20 protein-coding genes are annotated in these 22,487 nt (G+C 68.0%); 15 read left to right on the forward strand and 5 right to left on the reverse strand.

What is annotated here, in order from left to right:
* Positions 1–9: 9 nt before the first annotated feature.
* The 5 genes from ugpQ to ugpB form a co-directional block, all read right to left on the reverse strand.
* Positions 10–747 carry a glycerophosphodiester phosphodiesterase gene (gene ugpQ, locus ACX12L_RS06610; RefSeq protein ID WP_459261881.1) on the reverse strand — a complete coding sequence of 246 codons (738 nt, stop codon included), beginning with the start codon at positions 745–747 and terminating at the stop codon, positions 10–12.
* Complete coding sequence (gene ugpC / locus ACX12L_RS06615; RefSeq protein ID WP_459261882.1) at positions 744–1,754, reverse strand: sn-glycerol-3-phosphate ABC transporter ATP-binding protein UgpC; 1,011 nt, start codon at positions 1,752–1,754, stop codon at positions 744–746. The genes ugpQ and ugpC overlap by 4 nt, the downstream gene beginning before the upstream one ends.
* 25 nt (positions 1,755–1,779) lie before the next feature.
* A complete protein-coding gene (gene ugpE / locus ACX12L_RS06620) occupies positions 1,780–2,628 on the reverse strand; it encodes a sn-glycerol-3-phosphate ABC transporter permease UgpE (RefSeq protein WP_459261883.1) in 849 nt (282 codons plus the stop codon).
* 39 nt (positions 2,629–2,667) lie between these two features.
* On the reverse strand, positions 2,668–3,549 hold the full coding sequence (gene ugpA / locus ACX12L_RS06625) for a sn-glycerol-3-phosphate ABC transporter permease UgpA (RefSeq protein ID WP_459261884.1): 882 nt from the start codon (positions 3,547–3,549) through the stop codon (positions 2,668–2,670).
* 104 nt (positions 3,550–3,653) lie between these two features.
* The gene (ugpB, locus tag ACX12L_RS06630; RefSeq protein ID WP_459261885.1) at positions 3,654–4,961 is read right to left on the reverse strand and encodes a sn-glycerol-3-phosphate ABC transporter substrate-binding protein UgpB; all 1,308 of its coding nucleotides are present in this window, start codon (positions 4,959–4,961) and stop codon (positions 3,654–3,656) included.
* A 331-nt stretch (positions 4,962–5,292) separates the two neighbouring features.
* Between ugpB and serA the strand changes: the two genes are divergently transcribed.
* The 15 genes from serA (at position 5,293) to clsB (ending at position 22,480) form a co-directional block, all read left to right on the forward strand.
* Positions 5,293–6,522 (forward strand): phosphoglycerate dehydrogenase, encoded by a 1,230-nt coding sequence (gene serA / locus ACX12L_RS06635; RefSeq protein WP_459261886.1) that lies wholly within the window; start codon positions 5,293–5,295, stop codon positions 6,520–6,522.
* 120 nt (positions 6,523–6,642) lie between these two features.
* Positions 6,643–10,563, forward strand: coding sequence for a DUF3683 domain-containing protein (locus tag ACX12L_RS06640; protein ID WP_459261887.1), 3,921 nt, complete (start codon positions 6,643–6,645; stop codon positions 10,561–10,563).
* Complete coding sequence (locus tag ACX12L_RS06645) at positions 10,560–11,012, forward strand: HIT family protein (protein WP_459261888.1); 453 nt, start codon at positions 10,560–10,562, stop codon at positions 11,010–11,012. Before ACX12L_RS06640 ends, ACX12L_RS06645 begins: the two co-directional genes overlap by 4 nt.
* Before the next feature lie 77 nt (positions 11,013–11,089).
* Entirely contained in the window at positions 11,090–11,509 is a 420-nt protein-coding gene (locus ACX12L_RS06650; RefSeq protein WP_459261889.1) for a gamma-butyrobetaine hydroxylase family protein, read from the forward strand.
* A gap of 78 nt (positions 11,510–11,587) precedes the next feature.
* Complete coding sequence (gene ubiE / locus ACX12L_RS06655) at positions 11,588–12,319, forward strand: bifunctional demethylmenaquinone methyltransferase/2-methoxy-6-polyprenyl-1,4-benzoquinol methylase UbiE (protein ID WP_459261890.1); 732 nt, start codon at positions 11,588–11,590, stop codon at positions 12,317–12,319.
* Between the two features lie 38 nt (positions 12,320–12,357).
* The gene (locus ACX12L_RS06660) at positions 12,358–13,359 is read left to right on the forward strand and encodes a Tim44 domain-containing protein (protein WP_459261891.1); all 1,002 of its coding nucleotides are present in this window, start codon (positions 12,358–12,360) and stop codon (positions 13,357–13,359) included.
* An 88-nt stretch (positions 13,360–13,447) separates the two neighbouring features.
* Complete coding sequence (locus ACX12L_RS06665) at positions 13,448–14,011, forward strand: hypothetical protein (protein ID WP_459261892.1); 564 nt, start codon at positions 13,448–13,450, stop codon at positions 14,009–14,011.
* Entirely contained in the window at positions 14,008–15,573 is a 1,566-nt protein-coding gene (gene ubiB, locus ACX12L_RS06670) for a ubiquinone biosynthesis regulatory protein kinase UbiB (RefSeq protein ID WP_459261893.1), read from the forward strand. The genes ACX12L_RS06665 and ubiB overlap by 4 nt, the downstream gene beginning before the upstream one ends.
* A 40-nt stretch (positions 15,574–15,613) precedes the next feature.
* Positions 15,614–17,065: a high affinity choline transporter 1 gene (locus ACX12L_RS06675; RefSeq protein WP_459261894.1), complete on the forward strand. Its 1,452-nt coding sequence runs from the start codon at positions 15,614–15,616 to the stop codon at positions 17,063–17,065.
* A 69-nt stretch (positions 17,066–17,134) separates the two neighbouring features.
* A complete protein-coding gene (locus ACX12L_RS06680) occupies positions 17,135–17,428 on the forward strand; it encodes an FmdB family zinc ribbon protein (RefSeq protein ID WP_459261940.1) in 294 nt (97 codons plus the stop codon).
* A gap of 13 nt (positions 17,429–17,441) precedes the next feature.
* A complete protein-coding gene (locus ACX12L_RS06685; RefSeq protein WP_459261895.1) occupies positions 17,442–18,065 on the forward strand; it encodes a DUF502 domain-containing protein in 624 nt (207 codons plus the stop codon).
* A 99-nt stretch (positions 18,066–18,164) separates the two neighbouring features.
* Positions 18,165–19,964 (forward strand): aspartate--tRNA ligase, encoded by a 1,800-nt coding sequence (gene aspS, locus ACX12L_RS06690; RefSeq protein WP_459261896.1) that lies wholly within the window; start codon positions 18,165–18,167, stop codon positions 19,962–19,964.
* Between the two features lie 61 nt (positions 19,965–20,025).
* Positions 20,026–20,472: a dihydroneopterin triphosphate diphosphatase gene (nudB, locus tag ACX12L_RS06695; protein ID WP_459261897.1), complete on the forward strand. Its 447-nt coding sequence runs from the start codon at positions 20,026–20,028 to the stop codon at positions 20,470–20,472.
* 2 nt (positions 20,473–20,474) lie between these two features.
* Positions 20,475–21,242 carry an endonuclease/exonuclease/phosphatase family protein gene (locus ACX12L_RS06700; RefSeq protein WP_459261898.1) on the forward strand — a complete coding sequence of 256 codons (768 nt, stop codon included), beginning with the start codon at positions 20,475–20,477 and terminating at the stop codon, positions 21,240–21,242.
* An 8-nt stretch (positions 21,243–21,250) separates the two neighbouring features.
* Complete coding sequence (clsB, locus tag ACX12L_RS06705) at positions 21,251–22,480, forward strand: cardiolipin synthase ClsB (protein ID WP_459261899.1); 1,230 nt, start codon at positions 21,251–21,253, stop codon at positions 22,478–22,480.
* Positions 22,481–22,487 lie beyond the last annotated feature (7 nt).

The following is a 22,487-nucleotide window of genomic DNA, read 5'->3' on the forward strand; positions in this document are numbered from 1 at the left end:
GGTGCCGCTTTATGCGGCCGGGAACAGGTCCACGCGGTCGGTGATGATGCCGTCGGTGCGCAGCGCGATCAGGCGCTCGGCGGCCCATTCGTCGTTCACGGTGTAGCTCAGGGCACGCAGGCCGGCGTCGTGCACCTCGGCCACGGTGGCGGCGCTCCACAGCGCGTGGTTGCAGACCACGGCCAGGCAGCCCAGCGCGCGCGCCTCGTCCAGCCAGCCCGGGTGCAGCTGGTCCAGCAGCAGGCCGCGCGGCAGACCGGGCGCGGCCTCGCGCGCGGCGGCCAGGGCCTGGGGCTTGAACGAGGTCAGCAGCGGCGGCACGGCCTGGCCCTGCCACAGGCGCGCGGCGCGCTGCGCCACGGCGCGGCCGGTCTCCAGCTCGGTGCCGGGCGTGGGCTTGATCTCGATGTTCAGGTGGCAGCCGTTGGCGATGCACCAGTGCGCCACGTTGGCCAGCGTGGGCAGGGGCTCGCCCGCGTACTGGCGCGAATGCCAGCCGCCCGCGTCGAGCTGGGCCAGGTCGCGCCATGACTGCTCGCCTGCGACGCCGTGGCCGCTGGTGGTGCGCTCCAGCGTGGCGTCGTGCATCAGGAACACCACGCCGTCGCTGGAAAGCTTGGCGTCGCACTCGAACATGCGGTAGCCATGCTGCGCGCCCAGGCGGAAGGCCGCCAGGGTGTTCTCGGGCGCGAGCCTGCCGGCGCCGCGGTGGGCGATCCAGCGCGGGTAGGGCCAGGGGGCGGTCATGGCAGGCGCTTGCCGGTGGCGGTGTCGAAAAAGTGGGTGCGGCCTTCGCGCGGGGTGACGTGGATGGTCTCGCCCGGCCGGGGCGCCGGGGCGCCTTCCTCGATGCGCACGATGAGCGCGTCGTCGCCCACGCGGCCGTAGACCAGGCGTTCGGCGCCCAGCAGTTCCACGGTGTCCACCTGCATGGCCCAGCCGCTGCCGGGGGTCACGTCGAGGTGCTCGGGCCGTATGCCGAGGATGGCGCCGGACTGGGAGCCCGGCGCGTTCTTGAGCAGGTTCATGGGCGGCGAGCCGATGAAGCTCGCGACGAACGTGGAGGCGGGCCGGTGGTAGACCTCCTCGGGCGTGCCGAACTGCTCCATGTTGCCCGCGTTCATCACGATCATGCGCTGCGCGAGCGTCATGGCCTCGACCTGGTCGTGGGTGACGAACAGGCTGGTGATGCCCAGCTCGGCGTGCAGCTTCTGGATCTCGATGCGCGTCTGCGCGCGCAGCTTGGCGTCGAGGTTGGACAGCGGCTCGTCGAACAGGAACACCTGCGGCTGGCGCACGATGGCGCGGCCCATGGCCACGCGCTGGCGCTGGCCGCCCGAGAGTTCGCGGGGCTTCCTCTCCAGCAGGTGCGAGAGTTCGAGGATCTTCGCGGCCTTGTCCACGCGGCGGCGGATCTCGTCCTTGGGCACCTTGGCGATCTTCAGGCCGTAGGCCATGTTCTCGAAGTTCGTCATGTGCGGGTAGAGCGCGTAGTTCTGGAACACCATGGCGATGTCGCGCCGGGCGGGCTCCAGGTCGTTGACCACGCGCGCTCCGATGGCGATCTCGCCGCCGCTGATCTCCTCCAGCCCGGCGACCATGCGCAGCAGCGTGGATTTGCCGCAGCCCGACGGGCCGACGATGACGACGAATTCGCCGTCCTTGATCTCGGCGTTCACGCCGTGGATGACCTGGTTGGCCTTGGCGCCCTTGCCGTAGCGTTTGATGACGTTGCGAAAGGAGATGGCGGACATGTTGGGGTGTTCTCGCGTTTTCGTTTTACTTCTCGGTATCGACCAGGCCCTTGACGAACCAGCGCTGCATCAGCACCACCACGATCGCGGGCGGCACCATCGCCAGGATGGCGGTGGCCATCACCAGGTTCCAGTCCACCGCCGCGTCGCCCGAGGCGATCATGCGCTTGATGCCGATCACCACCGGGTACATGTCCTCGCTGGTGGTGGCCAGGAGCGGCCACAGGTACTGGTTCCAGCCGTAGATGAACTGGATGACGAACAGCGCCGCGATCGAGGTCTGCGACAGCGGCACCAGCACGTCCTTGAAGAAGCGCATGGGGCCCGCGCCGTCGATGCGCGCGGCCTCCACCAGCTCGTCGGGCACCGAGAGGAAGAACTGCCGGAACAGGAAGGTGGCGGTGGCCGAGGCGATGAGCGGCACCGTCAGGCCCGCGTAGGTGTTGAGCATGTTCAGGTCGGCCAGCACCTTGTAGGTGGGCAGGATGCGCACCTCCACCGGCAGCATCAGCGTCACGAAGATCATCCAGAACACGATCTTCTTGAACGGGAAGCGGAAGTAGACGATGGCGAAGGCCGACAGCAGCGAGATGGCGATCTTGCCCACGGCGATCACCATGGCGGTGACGAAGCTGATCCACATCATGCGGCCCACCACCACGCGCGCGCCCTGGGTGTCGGCACCGGTCAGCGCGGCCGTGTAGTTCTCGACCATGTGGGCGCCCGGCACCAGAGGCATGGGCACCTGCAGGATGGCGTCGCGCGTGTGGGTGGAGGCGACGAACGCCAGGTAGATGGGGAAGGCGATCAGCATGATGCCCAGGATGAGCACCAGATGCGAGACGAAGGTCAGGCCGGGGCGGTGTTCAACCATGGCGCAGGCTCCGGGCAGGGGTGGGGGCGGTGTGCGGCATCAGTACTGCACCTTTTTCTCGACGTAGCGGAACTGGACGACGGTCAGTGCGATGACGATGGCCATCAGCACCACCGACTGCGCCGCCGAGCCGCCGAGGTCGAGCGCCCGGAATCCGTCGTGCCAGACCTTGTAGACCAGGATCGCGGTGTCGCGGCCCGGGCCGCCCTCGGTGGTGGCGTGCACGATGGCGAAGGTGTCGAAGAAGGCGTACACCACGTTCATCACCAGCAGGAAGAAGGTGGTGGGCGACAGCAGCGGGAACTGGATGTGGAAGAAGCGCCGCAGGGGGCCGGCACCGTCGATGGCGGCTGCTTCGATCAGCGCCTTCGGGATCGACTGCAGGCCGGCCAGGAAGAACAGGAAGTTGTAGGAAATCTGCTTCCATATGGCGGCCACCACGATCAGCGCGAGCGCCTGGCCGGAGTTGAGCAGATGGTTCCAGTCGAAGCCCGCCTGGTGCAGCCAGTAGCTCACCACGCCGATGCTGGGCGAGAACATGAAGACCCACAGCACGCCCGCGATGGCCGGCGCCACGGCGTAGGGGATGATCAGGAAGGTCTTGTAGACCAGGGCGCCGCGCAGGATGCGGTCCGCGAAGACGGCCAGCACCAGCGACAGCGCGATGCCGATCACCGCGACCAGCAGCGAGAAGATGGCCGTGACCTTGAACGAGTCGACGTAGGCCGGGTCCTCGAAGAGGGTCGCAAAATTCTCCAGGCCGACGAAGGTGGTGGAGGTGCCGAAGGCGTCCTCGGCCTGCACCGACTGCAGGATCGCCTGGCTGGCCGGCCAGAAGAAGAAGACCAGGATCACCGCCATCTGCGGCGCGATCAGCAGCCAGGGCAGCCAGCCGGATCGGAAGAGAACGCGTTTTTCCATGAAGCCTCTGGAAACGAAAACACCCGCCTGGCGAGCGAGTTTATTGCGCCGTCACTTGTTCCGGCGAATTCCCTCCCCCGCCTGCGGCGGGGGAGGTCAGGCGGTCAGCCTTTGTTCGCTTTCTGGAAACGTTCCAGTTGCTCGTTACCGCGCTTGACGGCGGTGTCCAGGGCTTCCTTGACGGTCTTCTTGCCGTTCCAGATCTGCTCGGTCTCCTCGTCGACGATGGTGCGGATCTGCACGAAGTTGCCCAGGCGGATGCCGCGCGACTTGTCGGTGGTCTTGCGGATCATCTGCGTCACGGCCACGTCGGTTCCGGGGTTCTTTTCATAGAAGCCCGATGCCTCGGTCAGCTTGTACGCCGCCATGGTGATGGGCAGGTAGCCGGTGCGCTTGTGGCTTTCGGACTGCACCTTGGTGTCGGACAGGAAGTTGAAGAAGCTGGCCACGCCCTTGTAATGGTCGGCGGACTTGCCGGACATCACCCACAGCGAAGCGCCGCCGATCACGGTGTTCTGCGGCGCGCCCTTCACGTCGGGGTAGTAAGGCAGGGCGGAGATGCCGTACTTGAACTTGGCGTCCTTGGCCACGCGCGCGTACAGGCCCGAGGAGCCCGTCATCATGGCGCACTCGCCCGATGGGAAGGCGGCGTCGGGCGTATTGTTGCGGCCCTTGTAGACGAAGGTGCCGTCCTTGGCCATCTTGGCCAGGTTCTCGAAGTGCCGCACGTGCAGCGGCGAGTTGAAGGCCAGGCGTGCCGAGGTGCCGCCGAAGCCGTTGTTCTGCGTGGCGAACAGCGTGTTGTGCCAGGCCGAGAAGCTCTCCAGCTGCGTCCAGCTGATCCAGCTGGTGGTGAAGGGGCATTTGTGGCCGCTGGCCTTGAGCTTGTCGGCCGCCGCCATCACCTCGGGCCAGGTGGTGGGCGCCTTCTCGGGGTCGAGGCCGGCTGCCTTGAAGGCGTCCTTGTTGTAGTAGAAGATGGTCGTCGAGCTGTTGAAGGGAAAGCTCAGCATCTGGCCGCTGGGTGCCGTGTAATAGCCAGCCACGGCCGGGATGTAGACGCTGGGGTCGAACTTGGCCCCGCCCGCGGTCATGACCTCTCCCACCGGCTTGATCGCGCCCTTGGACGCCATCATGGTCGCGGTGCCGACCTCGAAGACCTGCAGGATGTCCGGCGCATTGCCGGCGCGGAAGGCGGCGATCGCGGCCGTCATCGACTCGTCGTACTGGCCTTTGTAGGTGGCGACCACCTTGTAGCTCTTCTGGCTCTCGTTGAACTGTTTGGCGAGATCGCCGACCCACTCGCCGAGCGGGCCGCTCATCGAATGCCACCACTGGATCTCGGTCTGCGCCTGTGCGGCCAGGCCGGTTGCCAGCATGCATGCGGCCAATCCCAGTTGTTTCAATTGCATGGGGTACTCCTCGTTGATGGACGAAAGACATGAAGGCTCCAATGGTGCGGGCCCTTCATGACAGCACGGTGTCGTTGTCGCATGCTGAAAAAGCAGCAACAACCGGGGAAACCCGCCAGGGGACGGGAAGGCCAAATTGTGACATTACTGTGACGTTTTGTGTGCGAATCTGCGCGTTTCGGCGCGATTTATGGCGCTGTCGCAAACAGGGATATGCCATCGCCGGCATGCCGCCGGCAATGGTGCGCTGCACAATGAGCCCATTGTTTCCCTTTGCGGCACTCTTTTTTGTCATGCCCTGCCGCAGGCGCCTGCCCTGGATTGCCACGCCATGCCCAAGACGTCCCTGGATAAAAGCAAGATCAAGTTCCTGTTGCTCGAAGGCGTGCACGCCAGCGCCGCGCAGGTGCTGCGCGCCGCCGGCTACACGCAGGTCGAGGTGCTGCCCGGCGCGCTCGAGGGCGAGGAGCTGCGCCGCAAGATCGCCGACGTGCATTTCCTGGGCATACGCTCGCGCACCCAGCTCACGGCCGACGTGTTCGCGCATGCGCACAAGCTCGTGGCCGTGGGGTGCTTCTGCATCGGCACGAACCAGGTGGACCTGGATGCGGCGCGCGAGCGCGGCATCGCGGTGTTCAACGCGCCGTACTCCAACACCCGCTCGGTGGCCGAGCTGGTGCTGGCCGAGGCCATCCTGCTGCTGCGCGGCGTGCCCGAGAAGAACGCGGCGGCGCACCGCGGCGGCTGGCTCAAGAGCGCCACGAACGCCTACGAGATCCGCGGCAAGACGCTGGGCATCGTGGGCTACGGCTCCATCGGCACCCAGCTGTCGGTGCTGGCGGAGTCGCTGGGCATGCAGGTGATCTTCCACGACGTGGTCGCCAAGCTGCCGCTGGGCAATGCGCGCCAGGCGCCCGGCCTGCAGGAGCTGCTGGCGCAGAGCGACATCGTGAGCCTGCACGTGCCCGAGCTGCCCTCCACGCAGTGGATGATCGGCGCGGACCAGATCGCCGCCATGAAGCCGGGCGGCATCCTCATCAACGCCTCGCGCGGCACGGTGGTGGAGATCGAGCCGCTGGCCCGGGCGATCCGCGACAAGAAGCTGCTGGGTGCGGCCGTGGACGTGTTCCCGGTCGAGCCCAAGAGCAACAAGGACGAGTTCGTCTCGCCCCTGCGCGGGCTGGACAACGTGATCCTCACGCCGCACATCGGCGGCTCCACGATGGAGGCGCAGGCCAACATCGGCCTGGAGGTGGCGGAAAAGCTCGTCCGCTACAGCGACAACGGCACCAGCACCTCGTCGGTCAACTTCCCCGAGGTGGCGCTGCCGGCCCATCCGGGCAAGCACCGGCTGCTGCACATCCACCGCAACGTGCCGGGCGTGCTGTCGCAGATCAACAGCATCCTGTCGGACAACCAGATCAACATCGCGGGCCAGTACCTGCAGACCAACGAGGCGGTGGGCTACGTGGTGATCGACCTGGACGCGCGCTCCTCCGACCTGGCGCTGGAGAAGCTGGCCCAGGTGCCCGGCACCATACGCAGCCGCGTGCTGTTCTGACTCCCTGATCCCGACGGGGCGTAATGGCTCTTGCGTGCGTGCGGCGGGTCCCGGGGCCGTGGCATAGAATTTCTGCCCCCGAGGCCTCAGGGCGCAGCGCGCCCAACCCAGGTTGACCCCATGAATGCACCGATAGCGCTGGCTGCGCTGCAGGCGCAGGGCAGCGAGCCCGTGCGCCTGCGCGAGATTCCTTACAACTACACTTCGTTTTCCGACCGGGAAATCGTCATCCGCCTGCTCGGCGCCCAGGCCTGGGACGTGCTCGACCACCTGCGCCGCGAGCGCCGCACGGGCCGCTCGGCGCGCATGCTCTACGAGGTGCTGGGCGACATCTGGGCCGTGCAGCGCAACCCCTACCTGCAGGACGACCTGATCCACAACCCGCAGCGGCGCAAGATGCTGGTGGACGCCATGCACCACCGCATGGGCGAGATCGAGAAGCGCCGCACGCCGCAGGAAGACCCCGAGCGCGACCGCCGCGTGGCCCAGCTCGTCGAGGCGGCCAACCGCGCCATCGCCGAGTTCGACGCCACCCTGGTCGAAGTCGCCGGGATGCGCAAGCAGGTGGCCAGGCGCCTGGCGCGCCACACCGCCAAGGACAACATCAAGTTCGACGGCCTCTCGCGCGTGAGCCACGTGACCGACGCCACCGACTGGCGCGTGGAGTTCCCCTTCGTCGTGCTCACGCCCGATACGGAAGGCGAGATGGCCGCCCTGGTCAAGGCGTGCATCGAGCTCGGGCTCACCATCATCCCGCGCGGCGGCGGCACGGGCTACACCGGCGGCGCCATCCCCTTGAGCTGGCGCAGCGCCGTCATCAACACCGAGAAGCTCGAGGCGATGACCGAGGTGGAGATGGTGCGCCTGCCGGGCCTCGCGCACGACGTGCCCACCGTCTGGACCGAGGCCGGCGTGGTCACCCAGCGCGTGGCCGACGCGGCCGAGCGCGGCGGCTTCGTGTTCGCCGTCGATCCCACCTCCATCGAGGCCTCGTGCATCGGCGGCAACATCGCCATGAACGCGGGCGGCAAGAAGGCCGTGCTGTGGGGCACGGCGCTCGACAACCTGGCGAGCTGGCGCATGGTCACGCCGCAGGCGCAGTGGCTGGAGGTCACGCGCATCAGCCACAACCTGGGCAAGATCCACGACGCCGAGGTGGCGAGCTTCGAGCTCGCGTACTTCGAGGCCGACGGCAGGACGCCGGTGCGCACCGAGCGCCTGGACATCCCCGGCAAGTCCTTCCGCAAGGAGGGCCTGGGCAAGGACGTGACGGACAAGTTCCTCTCGGGCCTGCCCGGCGTGCAGAAGGAGGGCACGGATGGCCTCATCACCAGCGCGCGCTGGATCGTGCACCGCATGCCCGCGCACACGCGCACCGTGTGCCTGGAGTTCTTCGGCTCGGCCAAGGAGGCCGTGCCCAGCATCGTCGAGATCAAAGACTTCATGTTCGCCGAGCAGAAGCGCAGCGGCGTGCTGCTCGCGGGCCTGGAGCACCTGGACGACCGGTACCTGAAGGCCGTGGGCTACGCGACCAAGAGCAAGAAGGGCGGCGGCAGGCTGCCCAAGATGGTGCTGATCGGCGACCTGGTGGGCGACGACGCCGACGCCGTGGCGCGCGCCACGGCCGAGGTGGTGCGCATCGCCAATTCGCGCAGCGGCGAGGGCTTCACCGCGGTCAGCAGCGAGGCGCGCAAGCAGTTCTGGCTGGACCGCAAGCGCACGGCAGCCATCTCCAGGCACACCAACGCCTTCAAGATCAACGAGGACGTGGTGATCCCGCTGCCGCGCATGGCCGAGTACACCGACGGCATCGAGCGCATCAACATCGAGCTGAGCTTGCGCAACAAGCTCAAGCTGTGCGACGCGCTGCAGGACTTCTTCGCGCGCCCCGACCTGCCCCTGGGCAAACAGGGCGATGCGCTTCCCGCCGCCGAGCTGCTGGGCGACCGCGTGGCGCAGGCGCAGGCGCTGGTGGCCGAGGTGCGGGCCCTGTGGCAGGGCTGGCTGGACGACGTGGCGCGCCTGTTCCCGCAGCTGCAGGACCATTCCCTGCGCGCCAGCTGGAAGACGCAGCTGCGCCAGCCGCTGGCCGAGATCTTCGTCGGCGCGGCCTTCGAGCCCCTGATGCAGGAGGCCGCCGCCATCCACAAGCAGGTGCTCAAGGGCCGCGTGTGGGTGGCGCTGCACATGCACGCGGGCGACGGCAACGTGCACACCAACATTCCGGTGAACAGCGACGACTACGAGATGCTGCAGACCGCGCACGAGGCGGTGGGCCGCATCATGGCCTTGGCGCGCAGCCTGGACGGCGTGATCTCGGGCGAGCACGGCATCGGCATCACCAAGCTGGAATTCCTCTCCGACGAGGAACTCGCGCCCTTTGCCGACTACAAGCGCCGCGTCGATCCGCAAGGGCACTTCAACCAGGGCAAGCTGCTGCGAAATCAGGAGCTGCAAGCGCTTGATAGGCAAGCGCTGGAGGCCAATCAGGCCCAAAAGAACTCGCGCCGCTCGCTGCCCTTCGCCGACCTGACCAACGCCTACACGCCGAGCTTCGGCCTGATGGGCTACGAGTCGCTCATCATGCAGCAGAGCGACATCGGCCAGATCGTCGCCAGCGTCAAGGACTGCCTGCGCTGCGGCAAGTGCAAGCCCGTGTGCTCCACCCACGTGCCGCGCGCCAACCTGCTGTACTCGCCGCGCAACAAGATCCTCGCCACCTCGCTGCTGGCCGAGGCCTTCCTGTACGAGGAGCAGACCCGGCGCGGCATCTCCAGCCACCACTGGCAGGAGTTCGAGGACGTGGCCGACCACTGCACCATCTGCCACCGCTGCTACAACCCCTGCCCGGTGAAGATCGATTTCGGCGACGTCACCATGGCCATGCGCAGCCTGCTCGTGAAGATGGACAAGAAGAGCTGGCGCCCCGGCAACAAGCTGGCCATGGCCATGCTCAACGCCACCGACCCGCGCACCATCAACCTGCTGCGCGCGGGCATGGTCAACGTCGGCTTCAAGGCCCAGCGCCTGGCCGTCGACGCGCTGCGCAGCGTGAGCCGGCCGCAGACCGCGCGCCCGCCCGCCACCGTGGGCACGGCGCCCATCAAGGAGCAGGTGATCCACTTCGTCAACAAGAAGCTGCCCGGCGGCCTGCCGACCAGGACCGCGCGCGCGCTGCTGGACATCGAGAACAAGGACTACGTGCCCATCATCCGCGACCCGCAGACGAGCGCGGACTCGGAGGCGGTGTTCTATTTCCCCGGCTGCGGCTCCGAGCGCCTGTTCAGCCAGGTGGGCCTGGCCACGCAGGCCATGCTGTGGCACGCCGGCGTGCAGACCGTGCTGCCGCCCGGCTACCTGTGCTGCGGCTATCCCCAGCGCGGCAACGGCCTGCAGGACAAGGCCGAGAAGATGATCACCGACAACCGCGTGCTGTTCCACCGCGTGGCCAACACGCTGAACTACCTGGACATCAGGACCGTGGTGGTCAGCTGCGGCACCTGCTACGACCAGCTGCAGGGCTACGAGTTCGACAAGATCTTCCCCGGCAGCCGCATCATCGACATCCACGAATACCTGCTCGAAAAAGGCATCACCCTGCCCGCGGGCCAGGGCGGCTACCTGTACCACGAGCCCTGCCACAACCCCATGAAGCTGGGCGACTCCATGAAGACCGTGCGCGCCCTGGTGGGCGACAAGGTCCTGAAGAGCGACCGCTGCTGCGGCGAGTCGGGCACGCTCGGCGTCTCGCGCCCCGACGTGTCCACGCAGGTGCGCTTCCGCAAGACCGAGGAGATCCGCAAGGGCGAGGCCCAGCTGCGCCAAAGCGGCGCCGTGGGTGCGACGGACAACATCAAGATCCTGACCAGCTGCCCGAGCTGCCTGCAGGGCATCTCGCGCTACCAGGACGACCTCACGACCGGCCTGCTCGAGGCCGACTACATCGTCATCGAGATGGCCCGGCAGATCCTGGGCGAGAACTGGCTGCCCGAATACGTGCAGCGCGCCAACGCGGGCGGGATCGAGAGGGTGCTGGTATGACGGCGGCGCCCGCCTGCCCCCTGTGCGATGCCGACGGCGGCGCCCTCATCTGGCGCGGCGCGCACCTGCGCGTGATCCGCGCCGAGGAGGCGGGCTTTCCCGCCTTCTACCGCGTCATCTGGAACGCGCATGCGGCCGAGTTCTCCGACCTGACCCCCGCCGAGCGCCGGCACTGCATGGAGGCCGTCGCGATCGTCGAGCAGGCGCTGCGCGAGCAGCTCTCGCCCGCCAAGATCAACCTCGCCACGCTGGGCAACGTGGTGCCGCACCTGCACTGGCACGTGATCGCGCGCTACGAGTGGGACAGCCACTTCCCCGCGCCCGTCTGGGCCCCCCCGCAGCGCGCGTGCGACGGCACGCACGAGGCCGCGGTGGCCGCGTGCCTGCCGGCGCTGCATGGGCTGATGCGCGAGCGCCTGGACCACTGGGCCGCGCAGGCTGGTGCATGATGTTACTGAATTGATAGCTGCCAGCGCTTGCCAGACGGGCGTTTTCTGGCGAAATGGCAACAAATGAGGATGAATCCATGGCAGGTCTGACGGCTGGCGCGCCCACCCCCCTATCCATCACGGTGCACGAGCAGTCGCGCGTGCTGGAGGTGGCGTTCTCCGACGGCGCGCATTTCCGCATCCCCTTCGAGCTGATGCGCGTGTACTCGCCCTCGGCCGAGGTGCAGGGCCACGGCCCGGGCCAGCAGGTGCTGCAGACGGGCAAGCGCGACGTGACCCTCACGGCGCTCGCGCCGGTGGGCAACTACGCGGTCCAGCCCAGCTTCTCCGACGGCCACGACAGCGGCATCTTCTCCTGGGACTATCTCTACGAGCTGGGCCGCGACGCGCAGGCCCTGTGGGCCGGCTACCTCGACCGCCTGGCCGAGGCCGGCCTGGACCGCGATGCGCCCATGGCGCCCAAGGCCAGGGGCGGCCACGGCTGCGGCGGCCATTGATCAAATAACGACAGATGCCCGAGGCCGGCACGGGGTTGCCGCTGTACGCGCGGCGGGCGGGTGCGTAGCATCGCGGCCATGAGTACCACGCATTTCGGATTCCAGTCGGTTCAGGAGGAGGACAAGGCGCGCCACGTGCGCGGCGTGTTCGATTCCGTAGCGCCCAAATATGACCTGATGAACGACCTGATGTCGGCCGGGCTGCACCGCGCCTGGAAGGCCTACACCGTGATGGTGGCCAACCTGCGCGAGGGCGACCAGGTGCTGGACATCGCGGGCGGCACGGGCGACCTGTCGCTGGCGTTCTCCAAGAAGGTCGGCACCACGGGTCGCGTGGTGCACACCGACATCAACGAGGCCATGCTGCGCGTGGGGCGCGACCGCCTCATCGACAAAGGCGTGATGCTGCCCACGCTGGTGTGCGACGCCGAGCACCTGCCGTTCCCCGACAACCACTTCGACCTGGTCAGCGTGGCCTTCGGCCTGCGCAACATGACGCACAAGGACGCCGCCCTGCGCGAGATGTGCCGCGTGCTCAAACCGCGCGGGCGCCTGCTGGTGCTGGAGTTCTCCAAGGTGGCCAGGCCCCTGGAGAAGGCCTACGACTGGTATTCCTTCCAGGTGCTGCCGCGCCTGGGCAAGATGGTGGCGGGCGACGACTCCAGCTACCGCTACCTGGCCGAATCGATCCGCATGCACCCGGGCCAGGAAGAGCTCAAATCCCTTATGCAGCAAAGTGGCTTTGGGCATGTGGACTATCACAACATGACTGGCGGCATCGTGGCCTTGCATGTTGGAATCAAGTGTTGAAAGAATCGGTTGATCGCCATCAATACTTCAGGGAGAACATGATGAAACTGTGGTCCGTGCTCCTGGTCGCCATGCTGGCGATCGTGCATCTGGATGCGGATGCGCGCCGCCTGGGCGGCGGCAAATCCATGGGCAGGCAGTCCAGCAACGTGACGCAGCGCGAAGCGGGCAATCCTCCCGCCGCGCCTGCCGCTCCGGTGCAGAACGCGGCCAACAGCGCCCCGGCCAAGCCCGCGGCAGCGCCCAACGCCGCGGCGGCGGCGCCCAAGAAACCCTGGGGCGCCATGCTCGGCGGCCTGGCCGCCGGCCTGGGCCTGGCGTGGCTGGCCCATTCCCTGGGCCTGGGGGCCGAGTTCGGCCAGTTCCTGCTCATCGCGCTGCTGGCGCTGGCCGTGATGGTGGTGGTCGGCATGGTCATGCGCTCGCGCAGGCCCGCGGCCGGCCAGGCGGGCGCCGCGCCCTTCGCCTTCCAGGGCGCGGGCGCCGCCACGCCGGCCGAGGCGCAGGCGCCGCGCCAGTACAGTCCCGACAAGGTGGGCAACGATGCCTCGGCGCGCCCCTGGGAGAGCACCGGCATGGCCTACCAGGCGCCGGCCGAGGGCGGCGGCTCCATGATCGGATCGGCCCTGGCCGGGTCGCAGAACTGGGGCGTGCCCGCTGACTTCGACGTGGCGGGCTTCCTGTCCGCCGCCAAGCGCAACTTCACCACGCTGCAGGCCGCCTGGGACCGCTCCGACATCGCCACGCTGCGCTCCATGATGACCGACGGCATGGTCGACGAGATCCGCGCCCAGCTGAGCGAGCGCGAGTCGCACCGCGGCGGCGAGCAGCCCAACCACACCGACGTGGTGATGCTGGAGGCGCAGCTGCTCGGCATCGAGGACCTGGGCGACGGCTACATGGCCAGCGTCGAGTTCTCCGGCATGATCCGCGAGGAGCCCTCGGCCGGCCCGAGCCCGTTCCGCGAGGTCTGGAACATGACCAAGCCCAAGAACGGCTCCGTCGGCTGGCTGGTGGCCGGCGTGCAGGCCCTGCAATAGGCATGGCGGCGCGCCCGCGAGGCCGCGCGCGGCCGAAATCCCCGCCGCGCTGCGGCCGGCGCGGGGAATGACCGGATAATCGGGGACTATGGCAACACAGTCCCCTTTTTCTTTCCTGGACGGTTTTTTCGAGCGCGTCGCGGCCGGCCCGCAGCTGCCCGCATGGCTGGTGCATGAGCTGCAGCACCGCCTGGTGCTGTTCCTCAACCATGTGCTCATGCAGGAGAGGGAGGCCATGGAGCGCCTGGCACGCCAGCGCGGCCGCGTGGCCCGGGTGCAGTGGCGCGTCTATTCCATGGCGCTGCAGGTCACGCCCGCGGGGCTGCTGGACCTTGCGCCGCAGGGCGCGGCGCCCGACCTGCGGCTGGAGGTGTCCGAGACCTCGCCGCTGTCCCTGGCCAAGGGCGCGCTGCGCGGCGACAAGCCCGCCATCCGCATCGAGGGCGACGTGCAGCTGGCCGGCGAGATCAACTGGCTCGTGGACCATGTGCGCTGGGACGTCGAGGAAGACCTGGCGCGCGTGATCGGCGATGCGCCCGCGCGCGCCGTGGCCACTGTGGCCGGGCGGGTGGCGGACGCGCTGCGCCGCTTCGCGGGCGGACGCATGGCGCCGCCGGGCCTGGACGGCACTTCGGACCGCCCGACGCCATGAGCCGCTTCTTCCGGGGCCTGACCATCGTCTGGGTGGTGTTGCGCTACGGGCTCGACGAGCTGGTGCTGTCGAGCTTCGACCGGCCATGGCTGCGCGCCTTCACGCGCGTGATCACCATAGGGCGCAACCTGGACGCGCCGCGCGGCCAGCGCCTGCGCGAGGCGCTCGAGCGCCTGGGCCCCATCTTCGTGAAGTTCGGCCAGGTGCTGTCCACGCGGCGCGACCTGATGCCGCCGGACATCGCCGACGAGCTGGCGCTGCTGCAGGACCGCGTGCCGCCGTTCGACCCCGGGATCGCCATCGCCACCATAGAGCGGTCGTTCCGCCGCCCCATCGGCGAGATCTTCGTGTCGTTCGAGCGCGAGCCCGTGGCCAGCGCCTCCATCGCGCAGGTGCATTTCGCGGTGATCCGCGACCGGGATGGGCGCGAGCGCGACGTGGCCGTGAAGGTGCTGCGCCCGGGCATGCTGCCCGTGATCGACAAGGACCTGGCGCTCATGCGCATGATGGCCGGCTGGGTCGAGGGCCTGTCGGCCGACGGCAAGCGCCTCAAGCCCCGCGAGGTGGTGGCGGAGTTCGACAACTACCTGCACGACGAGCTCGACCTGGTGCGCGAGGCCGCCAACGCCGCGCAGCTGCGGCGCAACATGGAGGGGCTGGACCTGGTGCTCATCCCCGAGGTGTTCTGGGACTTCTGCCATGCCGACGTGGCGGTGATGGAGCGCATGAACGGCGTGCCCATCAACCAGGTGGCGCGCCTGCGCGCGGCCGGCGTGGACATACCGAAGCTCGCGCGCGATGGCGTGACGATCTTCTTCACGCAGGTGTTCCGCGACGGCTTCTTCCACGCCGACATGCACCCGGGCAACATCCAGGTCAGCCTGGACCCGTCCACCTTCGGGCGCTACATCTCGCTGGACTTCGGCATCGTGGGCACGCTGACCGAGTTCGACAAGGAATACCTGGCGCAGAACTTCACGGCCTTCTTCCGGCGCGACTACAAGCGCGTGGCCGAGCTGCACATCGAGAGCGGCTGGGTGCCCGCGAGCACGCGCGTCAACGAGCTGGAGGCGGCCATACGCACGGTGTGCGAGCCGTACTTCGACCGCCCGCTCAAGGAAATCTCGCTGGGCATGGTGCTGCTGCGGCTGTTCCAGACCTCGCGGCGCTTCCAGGTGGAGATACAGCCGCAGCTGGTGCTGCTGCAGAAGACCCTGCTCAACATCGAGGGCCTGGGGCGCCAGCTCGACCCCGACCTGGACCTGTGGAGCACGGCCAAGCCGTTCCTGGAGAAATGGATGCTCGAGCAGCTCGGCCCCCAGCGCCTGTGGCGCGAGCTGCGCGCCGAGGCGCCGCATTACGCCAAGATGCTGCCCGATCTGCCGCGCCTGCTGCACGACTTCCTGCGCCAGCGCCCGCATGACGGCCGGGCCGACCTGCATGAGCTGCTCGCCGCGCAGAAGCGCACCAACCGCCTGCTGCAAAGCCTCATCTATGGCGGCCTGGGCTTCGTGCTGGGGCTGCTGGCCATGCAGCTGTTCGTGCGCATCCGCGTCTTCTGATCCCCCTCACTTCCACTCGATCCTCCCAGGAGTAACCAACGTGCTGCTCTCCATGGTGATTGCCTACCTGTTCGTCACCATAGGGATAGGCCTGTGGGCCGCCCAGCGGGTGAAGAACACGGCCGATTTCGCGATCGCGGGGCGCCACCTGCCCATGTACATGATCATCACCACCACGTTCGCCACGTGGTTCGGCTCCGAGATCGTGCTGGGCGTGCCCGCCAAGTTCATCCAGGGGGGGCTGAACGCCGTGGTCGAGGACCCGTTCGGCGCCGGCATGTGCCTGATCCTCGTGGGCCTGTTCTTCGCGGCCAAGCTGTACCGCATGACGCTGCTGACCATCAGCGACTACTACCGCGAGCGCTACGGCAGGGCCGTGGAGGTCATCTGCTCGCTGATCATCATGCTGAGCTACCTGGGCTGGGTGTCGGCGCAGGTCACGGCGCTGGGGCTGGTGTTCAACCTGCTCTCGGGCGGCACGGTGAGCATTCCCTGGGGCATGGCCATCGGCGTGCTGTCCATCCTGGTCTACACGCTGTGGGGCGGCATGTGGTCGGTGGCCGTCACGGACTTCATCCAGATGATCATCCTGGTGCTGGGCCTGGTGGTCCTGTCCTGGTTCGCGGCCGACATGGCGGGCGGCGCGGGCAAGGTGATCGACCTGGTCACCAGCCGCGACATGCTGCGCTTCTGGCCCGAGCTGACCTGGCACGAGGTGCTGTTCTTCTTCGGCGCCGCCATCACCATGATGCTGGGCTCGATCCCGCAGCAGGACGTGTTCCAGCGCGTCATGTCGGCCAACACGGAGCGGGCGGCCACGCACGGCACGGTGATCGGCGGCTCGGCCTACATCCTGTTCGCCTTCGTGCCCATGTTCCTGGTCGCGAGCGCCCTCCTCATCATGCCCGAGCAGGCGGCGCAGCTGCTCAGGGAGGATCCGCAGAAGGTGCTGCCCACGCTGGTCATGGAGAGAATGCCGCTGCTCATGCAGGTGCTGTTCTTCGGCGCCCTGCTGTCGGCCATCAAGTCCTGCGCCTCGGCCACGCTGCTGGCGCCCAGCGTGACCTTCACCGAGAACATCTGGCGCCAGTTCCGCCCCGAGTACATCAGCGACCGCGAAAAGCTGCTGGCCATGCGCATCAGCGTGCTGGTCTTCGCCGCCGGCGTGCTGCTCTACTCCATCAAGATGGAGGGCACGCCCATCTACGAGCTGGTGTCGAGCGCCTACCAGGTGCCGCTGGTGGGGGCCTTCGTGCCCCTGGTGTTCGGCCTGTACTGGAAGCGCGCCAACACCCAGGGCGCGGTGTGCGCCGTGGTGCTGGGCATCGGTGTGTGGCTGGTGTTCATGCTCACGCCCGCGCTGCACGAGGCCTTTCCGCAGCAGCTCGCCGGCCTGTTGTCCGCCGTGTTCGGCATGGTGGCCGGCTCGCTGGCGCCGCAGATGGTGCGCAACACGCGCGCGCCCCACCACCGCGTTGTGGGGGTCGAGTAGGGCGCCCGCCTCTTGCGGGCAGGCATACCTATAATCGCGGGTTTTGCACATTTTCCGCGTTTCTTCGCAATGCCTATTTACGCCTACCGATGCGGCACCTGTGGCCATGCCAAAGACGTGCTGCAAAAGATTTCCGATGCGCCCTTGACGGTGTGCCCGGCCTGCGGCGCGCAGGCCTTTGCCAAGCAGGTGACGGCCGCGGGCTTCCAGCTCAAGGGCTCGGGCTGGTACGTGACCGATTTCCGCGGCGGCGCAAGCGGCGCCGGCAGCACCGCGGCGGCCGCGCCCGCGGCGCAGGATGCTCCTAAAACAGAAGCTGCAAGCGCTGACCCAGCAAGTCCCGCATCCAGTTCCGACGCATAAAACGATCATTTCCATGGCTGCACTGCGCAAATGGCTGTTCACGGGCCTGCTGGTCATCGTGCCCGGCGTCATCACCGCCTGGGTGTTGAGCTGGATCGTGAGCACCCTGGACCAGACGCTGCAGATCCTGCCCGGGGCCTGGCAGCCGGACAGGCTGCTCGGCTTTCACATTCCAGGCTTCGGGGTGCTGCTCACGCTGGCCATCCTGCTCGTCGTCGGCGCGTTCGCCAGCAACTTCGCCGGGCGCAAGATGGTGTCCTGGGGCGATGCCCTGGTCAGCCGCATTCCGGTGGTGCGCTCCATCTATTCGAGCGTCAAGCAGGTGTCGGACACGCTGTTCTCCGAGAGCGGCAACGCCTTTCGCACCGCGGTGCTGGTGCAGTGGCCGCGCGACGGCGTGTGGACGGTGGCCTTCATCACCGGCGCGCCCAGCGGCGAGGTGGCGGCCTACCTGCGCGACGAGTTCGTGAGCGTCTACGTGCCCACCACGCCCAACCCCACGAGCGGGTACTTCGTGCTCATGCGCAAGAGCGACTGCATAGAGCTGGACATGAGCATCGACGCGGCCCTCAAGTACATTGTGTCCATGGGCGTCGTGGCGCCGCCCGACCCCGTGGCCCACGAGCCAGGCAAATGACCCGGCATTTCGTTGCACGCTCCTGGTGGTCGCCGGCGGCGTACGCAAAATACAAACCCTCATCGTCGCGCTCCACGGGAGCGCAGGAAGACTGATCCAATGGCCATGCGCTCCCACTATTGCGGTCTCGTGACCGAAGCCCTGATGGGCGAAACCGTGTCCCTGTGCGGCTGGGTGAACCGCCGCCGCGACCATGGCGGCGTGATCTTCATCGACCTGCGCGACCGCGAAGGCTACGTGCAGGTGGTGTGCGACCCCGACCGCCCCGAGATGTTCAAGGTGGCCGAGGACATCCGCAACGAGTTCTGCGTCCGCGTCCAGGGCGTGGTGCGCGCGCGCCCCGCGGGCACGACCAACGACAAGCTCAAGAGCGGCCAGATCGAGGTGCTGTGCCATGAGCTCGCCGTGCTCAACCCCTCGGTGACCCCGCCGTTCCAGATGGACGACGACAACCTGTCGGAGACCACGCGCCTCACGCACCGCGTGATGGACCTGCGCCGCCCCGCCATGCAGCGCAACCTGATGCTGCGCTACAAGACGGCGATCCAGGTGCGCAACTTCCTCGACCAGGAAGGCTTCATCGACATCGAGACGCCCATGCTGGGCAAGAGCACGCCCGAGGGCGCGCGCGACTACCTCGTGCCCAGCCGCGTGCACGACGGCCAGTTCTTCGCGCTGCCGCAGTCGCCCCAGCTCTACAAGCAGATGCTGATGGTGGCCGGCTACGACCGCTACTACCAGATCACCAAGTGCTTCCGCGACGAGGACCTGCGCGCCGACCGCCAGCCCGAGTTCACGCAGATCGACTGCGAGACCTCGTTCCTGAACGAGGAAGAGATCCGCGCCATCTTCCAGCGCATGATCTGCGAGGTGTTCCAGACCCAGCTGGGCGTGGACCTGGGCGAGTTTCCCACCATGGCCTACGCCGAGGCCATGCACCGCTTCGGCTCGGACAAGCCCGACCTGCGCGTCAAGCTCGAATTCACCGAGCTGACCGAGGTGATGCGCGACGTGGACTTCAAGGTCTTCTCCACCCCCGCCACCACCAAGGGCGGCCGCGTGGTGGCGCTGCGCGTGCCCGGCGGCGCGGCCATCAGCCGCGGCGAGATCGACCAGTACACCGAGTTCGTGAAGATCTACGGCGCCAAGGGCCTGGCCTGGATCAAGGTCAACGAGGCCGCCAAGGGCCGCGACGGCCTGCAGTCGCCCATCGTGAAGAACATCCACGACGCGGCGATCGCCGAGATATTGAAGCGCACCGGCGCGCAGGACGGCGACCTCGTCTTCTTCGGCGCCGACAAGGAAAAGATCGTCAACGACAGCATCGGCGCGCTGCGCCTGAAGGTCGGCCACAGCGAGTTCGGCAGGCAGAACGGCCTGTTCGAGAACCGCTGGGCGCCGCTGTGGGTGGTGGACTTCCCCATGTTCGAGCACGACGAGGACGAGGACCGCTGGGTGGCCGTGCACCACCCCTTCACGTCCCCGAAGGACGGGCACGAGGACCTCATGGACACCGATCCTGGCAAGTGCATCGCCAAGGCCTACGACATGGTGCTCAACGGCTGGGAGCTGGGCGGCGGTTCGGTGCGCATCCACCGCGCCGACGTGCAGGCCAAGGTGTTTGCCGCCCTGCACATCAGCCCCGAGGACCAGCGCGCCAAGTTCGGCTACCTGCTCGACGCCCTGCAGTACGGCGCGCCCCCGCACGGCGGCCTGGCCTTCGGCCTGGACCGCCTCATCACCTTGATGACCGGCGCCGAGTCCATCCGCGACGTGATCGCCTTCCCCAAGACCCAGCGCGCGCAGGACCTGCTGACCCAGGCGCCTTCGCCGGTGGACGAAAAGCAGCTGCGCGAGCTGCACATCCGGCTGCGCAACCTGCAGCCCACGGCGGGCTGAGCGGGCGCGGCCCCACGCACCTGCCGTTTTCGTTTGCCGGGAGGCGGGCTACAGTTCCGGCATGTACAAGATCCCCGAGTCGGTGCTGGTGGTGATCCACACCCCGGACCTGCAGGTGCTGCTGATCCGCCGCGCCGACGCGGCGGAGGATTTCTGGCAGTCCGTCACCGGCAGCAAGGACAGCCTGGCGGAAGACTTCGCCGCCACCGCCGCGCGCGAGGTGCGCGAGGAGACGGGCATCGACGCCGCCGCCCCCGGCTGCGTTCTGCGCGACTGGGGGCTGGAAAACGTATACGCCATTTACCCCCAGTGGCGACATCGCTACGCGCCGGGTGTATACCTCAACACCGAGCGCGTGTTCGGCCTGTCCGTGCCGCCGGGCACGCCTGTGGCCTTGAATCCGCGCGAACACACGTCATATGCCTGGATGGAGTGGCGCGAGGCGGCCGACCGCTGCTTTTCACCTTCCAATGCAGAGGCCATACTCTGGCTGCCACGATTCGTTTGACGATGACTGCCTTACAGATCGAACTTCCCGCCGAGCATTCGGGCATCCTGCGCGTTGCGACCTACAACATCCACAAGGGTGTGCAGGGGCTGGGGCCCGCGCGCCGGCTGGAGATCCACAACCTGGGCCTGGCCGTGGAGCAGCTCGATGCCGACATCGTGTGCCTGCAGGAAGTGCGCAAGATGAACCACAAGGAGGCCGCGTACTTCAAGCGCTGGCCGCGCGTGCCGCAGGCCGAGTACCTGGCGCCGGAGGGCTATGCCTCGGTATACCGCACGAATGCCTACACGCGCCATGGCGAGCACGGCAACGCCCTGCTCACGCGCTGGCCGGTGGTGGGCCACCAGCACGAGGACATCTCCGACCACCGCTTCGAGCAGCGCGGCCTGCTGCACGTGGAGGTGGAGGTGCAGGGGCGGTGCGTGCACGCCATCGTCGTGCACCTGGGGCTCATTCCCGGCAGCCGCATACGCCAGGTGGAGCAGCTGCAGCGCTTCATCGCGCGCGAGGTTCCCGCGGGCGCGCCGCTGGTCGTGGCCGGCGACTTCAACGACTGGGGCCTGCAGATCAAGCGCATGCTCGCCGGCTTCGGCCTGTACGAGTACGACGATGCGCCGCAGGCCTTCACCTACCCCGCGCGCCTGCCCCTGGTGCAGCTGGACCACGTGTACGTGCGCGGGATCACGCCGCTGGGCCTGCAGGTGCCGCGCGGGCGCATCTGGTGGCGCATGTCGGACCACCTGCCGCTGATCGCCGAGTTCAGGCTCTGACCGCCCGTATGGCAACCCCGGCGCGCCAGACCAGGACAGCCACAGACCACCATATCCAGCTGCTCCAGGGCACGCAGGAGTTCTTCCCGGCCCTGATCGCCGACATGGACGCGGCCCTGTCCGACATCCAGTTCGAAACCTACATCTTCGACTGCACGGGCTCCGGCGGCCTGGTGGCCGAGGCGCTGATGCGCGCGGCCGGGCGCGGCGTGCGCGTGCACCTGGTGGTCGATGGCGTGGGCACGGGCCGCCTGCCCGAGCCCTGGCGCTCGCGCCTCATGGCGTCCGGCGTGCGCCTGCACGTGTATTCGCCGCTGGGGCCCCTGGGGCTGCTGCTGCCCATGCGCTGGCGGCGGCTGCACCGCAAGCTGTGCGTGATCGATGGCTGCGTGCTGTTCTGCGGCGGCATCAACGTGCTGGACGACTTCCATGACCCCAACCATGGCGAACTGGCCGCGCCGCGCTTCGATTTCGCCGTGCGGGCCGTGGGCAGCCTGGTGCAGCAGGCCAGCGACACCATGGAGCAGCTGTGGTGGCGCATGCGGGCCGTGAGCGACGTGCGCCACCGCCGCCTGTCGCTGGCGCTGGCCGACCTGCGCGCCGCCAGCGCCGCGCGCGTGAGCGCGCGCTGGGCCGGCGCCGGCAGCCGGGGCATGCGCGCGGCCCTGCTGCTGCGCGACAACCTGCGCCACCGCACCCGCATAGAGCGCGCCTACCTGCGCGCCATCGCCCAGGCGCGCCGCGAGATCATCATCGCCAACGCCTATTTCGTGCCCGGCGGCAAGCTGCGCCGGGCGCTCATGCTGGCGGCGCGCCGCGGGGTGCGGGTGCGCCTTTTGCTGCAGGGGCGCTACGAGTACTTCATGCAATACCACGCCGCGCGGCCGGTATACGGCGCCCTGCTGGCCGCGGGCGTGGAGATCTACGAGTACGAGCCCAGCTTCCTGCATGCCAAGGTGGCGGTGATAGACGCGCAGAGCCGGCGGGCCTGGGCTACGGTGGGGTCGAGCAACCTCGATCCGCTGTCGCTGCTGCTGGCGCGCGAGGCCAACGTGGTGGTGCGCGACGCCGCCTTCGCGCAGGAGCTGCGCCAGCGCCTGGTGCGCGCCATGAAGAACGGCGGGCGGCCGCTCGATCCGCACGAATACGCGGGGCGTCCCTGGCGCGAGCGCGTGCTCGACCGCATCGCCTTCGCCGTCATGCGCGCCGCGCTGTGGGTCACCGGCAATCGTTATTGAGCTATTG

The organism is Alicycliphilus sp. T452 (assembly GCF_054512775.1).